Genomic DNA, 3,545 nt, shown 5'->3' with positions numbered 1-3,545 from the left:
CCCGCTCAATCCCCCGCAAAAGGCGGCAATGGCTCCGGCCGCAGGTCGGCAGGCAGGTAAAGGGGATGTTCGGGCCGACCTGACCGGCGGCTCAGGCGCATGGCGCTGACGGTAATGCCATGCTGCTGGAGCATGCGCACGACTTCCGGCCCGCGCGCCAGCAATCCCTTGATTACGGGGGAGCCATAGGCCGCGACAACCATGTCGGCCCTGCGCGCCATGTCCAGCAGGTGGCGGTCGTTATCGGGGCCGACGGGGTCGGGCACTTCCGTCAGGCGTTTCTGGTCGGTGCAGCGATAGGCGAAGGTATTGCCCACCAGAAGCGTGCCGTACCCCCATGCGCGGGCGTAACGCTGGCATTTCGCCACCGTCCGGTCATCGCCATCCTCCGTCGCGACAGAGGGGTTCATCATGAGCCACATGATCGCGGGGCGCGCCGGATCCCATGTGCGGCTCAGGGTATAGCGGTAGCATTTGTCCGGGCCACCGTAGATGGCCTTGCTGACGACATCATCGGCCAGGCGGAGCGGGCGGGAATGGCCCACATGGTGCCGGGCCGGTTGCTGGGTGTTCATGCGCGGTATTCATACGCATGGCCGCGCAGACGTCCAGTCCGCGCGGCCATGTGGCGTTCCGGGTGCTACGGCTTCAGCGCGGCGTGCCGATCTTGTGCGGGGCGACCATCAGTTCGCGGCCCTTGAGCATGCCATCCCAGTACATGACCGGCATGACCCATTCCTTCAGCAGCCATGCAAGGTGGGTGGGCTTGCGGCCATCAAGCAGCCATGTGGCAGGGTGGGCTCCAGCTTGCCGCCATAACCGAATTCGGCCAGCACGATCTTGCCGCGCTCAACCGTAAGCGGGCATGCGCCGTAGCCGTCATAATCGGCCACCATCGGGCGATGGTCCAGTGTCGCCAGCACGTTGACCGCCACGACCGGGGCCTGCACGCGCACGGCGGCCGCCGTCTTGGCGTTGGAAGTGCCCGCCACGTCACCCAGCGCGAAACGTTTCGAACTTGAGGTGGCGCAGCGTCGCGGGGTCAACCGCCACCCAGCCGCCATCGCCCGCCAGCGGGCTGTTACGCACCACATCGGGCGCGCGCTGGGGCGGGACGACATGCAGCATGTCGAATTCCGTCTCGGACGTGGTCTTGGAGCCATCTTCGCCCACGTTCTCGAACGTGGCGACATGGTTCTTGCCGTCCACCTTCGTCAGGCGGGATTTCAGGTGCAGGTCGATATGGTAGCGCTTGATGTATTCCATGAGCGCCGGCACGAATTCCTTCACCCCGAACAGCCCCGGCGTGGCGGTGTGGAAGGAGACGTTGATATTGTCGGCCAGGCCGCGCCGACGCCATGCGTCACAGGCCAGGTACATGGCCTTCTGCGGCGCGCCCGCGCATTTGATCGGCATGGGCGGCTGGGTGAACACGGCGTTGCCGCGCCCCAGCGTCTGCACCAGTTGCCAGGTATAGGGGGCCAGGTCGTAGCGGTAGTTCGAGGTGACGCCATTGCGGCCCAGCGTCTCGCTCAGCCCCTCGATCCCGTCCCAGTCCAGCGTAAGGCCGGTCGCGACGACCAGCACGCTGTAACGGATGGAGGAACCGTTGGACAGGTGCACGAGGTTGGAATCAGGTTCGAATCCGGTGGCCGCCGCCTGCACCCAGTCGGCCCCCGCCGGGATCAGCTTCTTTTCCGACCGGCGGGTCTGGGACTGCTTGAACACGCCGCCACCCACCAGCGTCCAGCCCGGCTGGTAGAAATGCGACCCCGAAGGCTCGATGATCGCGACCGTGATGCCACCGCGACGCTTGAGGATGCTGGCCGCGGTGGACAGCCCCGCCGCGCCCCCGCCAACCACGACGACATCGTAGGTCAGGCCCCGTACGGAACTGGACAGGTTGGGGGCGGATGGATCGGTCTGTGTCATGAAGGATCTCCGTAATCGGATGGAAAAGGGACTCGGTGTCGGGGCGGCAGCGGGCCTGTCAGGACCTGCTGACCGGGATCTTGATGTAACTTACACCATTATCTTCCGGTTCGGGCAGATTGCCACCACGCATGTTGACCTGCACGGATGGCATGATCAGGTTGGGCAGGGAAAGCGTGGCGTCGCGCGCGGTGCGCATCTGTACGAACGTATTTTCATCCACGCCGTCATGAACGTGAATATTGCCGCGCCGTTCCGCCCCGACGGTGGTCTCCCACGCGTATTCATCGCGCCCCGGGGCCATGTAGTCGTGGCACAGGAAAATCCGTGTTTCCTCCGGCAGGGAAAGGAGCCGCCGGATCGAATGGTACAGCATGCGCGCGTCCCCCCCCGGAAAATCGGCGCGCGCCGTGCCGTAATCGGGCATGAACAGCGTATCCCCAATAAAGGCGGCGTCCCCGATCACATAGGCCATGTCTGCCGGGGTGTGGCCGGGCACATGCAGGGCGATGGCGGGCAGGGAGCCGAGCATGAACCGCGCGCCATCATGGAACAGGCGGTCGAACTGCGACCCGTCGCGCGCGAAGCGGGTGCCCGCGTTGAACAGTTTGCCGAAAATATCCTGCACGCGCATGATCGCGTCCCCGATGCCGAGCTGGCCGCCCACGCGTTCCTGCAGCCATGGCGCGGCGGAGAGGTGATCGGCATGGACATGGGTTTCGAGCACCCATTCCACCTTCAGCTTCTCGGCCGTTATGTAGTCCACGATTTCCTGGGCGAGATCGTGATCGGTTTTGCCCGATGCCGGGTCGTAATCCATGACGCTGTCGATTATGGCGGCGCTACGGGTGGCGGGGTCATGCACGACATGGGTGGCGGTAAAGGTCGGGTTATCAAAAAAAGTCCTGATAACCGGAACATGACCGTTTGCACGGCAGGTCGTGATCTGGCTGGCGGCAGCCGTTATGACGGGGTCTGGCATGGAATGCCTTCCACAGTTTCGAAATTACATAATAAATGTATGTTATGGGATGGGTTGCGTCAAGGCGCGGCAGATGCAAAAGGCAGGACATGAATACTGAGGGCAGCATACCGGCAACCGGCCATGTGATGGACATGCGCCCGTTGCGTATTGGTGACGTGGCGCCGGATTTCCAGGCCCGCACCACGAAGGGCGAGGTGCGCCTGTCTGATTTCCGGGGGCGCTGGCTCGTGCTGTTTTCGCACCCGGCGGATTTCACGCCGGTCTGCACCAGTGAATTCATCGCGCTGGCCCGGGCGGCGGACCGCTTCGCCGCGCTGGACTGCGCGCTGCTTGGCCTGTCGGTGGACAGCCTGTACGCGCATCTGGCCTGGCTGGACGCGATTCAGGACCGCTTCGGTGTCGAGATCCCCTTTCCGCTGGTCGAGGATCCCTCCATGGCGGTGGCCCGCGCCTATGGCATGCTGGACCCCACCGCGCAGAACAGCGCCACCGTGCGCGCGACCTACGTGATCGACCCGGCGGGCACGATCCGCGCCCTGCTGTGGTACCCCATGACCGTGGGCCGCTCGGTAGACGAACTGCTCCGCCTTGTCGCGGCCCTGCGCCGCAGCGACGAGGGCGCGGTCAT

At 64.7% G+C, this 3,545-nt stretch carries 3 protein-coding genes and 1 pseudogene; 1 reads left to right on the top strand and 3 read right to left on the bottom strand.

The genetic code is table 11. From position 1 onward, the window contains the following. Nucleotides 1–5: 5 nt before the first annotated feature. The 3 genes and pseudogenes from JCM25156_RS11420 to JCM25156_RS11410 form a co-directional block, all read right to left on the bottom strand. Entirely contained in the window at nucleotides 6–575 is a 570-nt protein-coding gene (locus JCM25156_RS11420) for a DUF1643 domain-containing protein (protein ID WP_025813180.1), read from the bottom strand. 73 nt (nucleotides 576–648) lie between these two features. Then, nucleotides 649–1,932 (bottom strand): annotated as a pseudogene (locus JCM25156_RS23760) (NAD(P)/FAD-dependent oxidoreductase). A gap of 58 nt (nucleotides 1,933–1,990) precedes the next feature. After that, nucleotides 1,991–2,914 carry an MBL fold metallo-hydrolase gene (locus JCM25156_RS11410; protein WP_025813179.1) on the bottom strand — a complete coding sequence of 308 codons (924 nt, stop codon included), beginning with the start codon at nucleotides 2,912–2,914 and terminating at the stop codon, nucleotides 1,991–1,993. Nucleotides 2,915–3,003: 89 nt separating this feature from the next. On the opposite strand from JCM25156_RS11410, the gene JCM25156_RS11405 reads away from it, so the two are divergent. Next, on the top strand, nucleotides 3,004–3,545 hold a 542-nt coding region (locus JCM25156_RS11405), incomplete at its 3' end, for a peroxiredoxin (RefSeq protein WP_025813177.1).

The sequence above is a fragment of the Komagataeibacter kakiaceti JCM 25156 genome, from assembly GCF_000613305.1.
The sequence above is the reverse complement of the archived record's forward strand: the minus strand, read 5'-3'. Positions and strand labels throughout refer to the sequence as shown.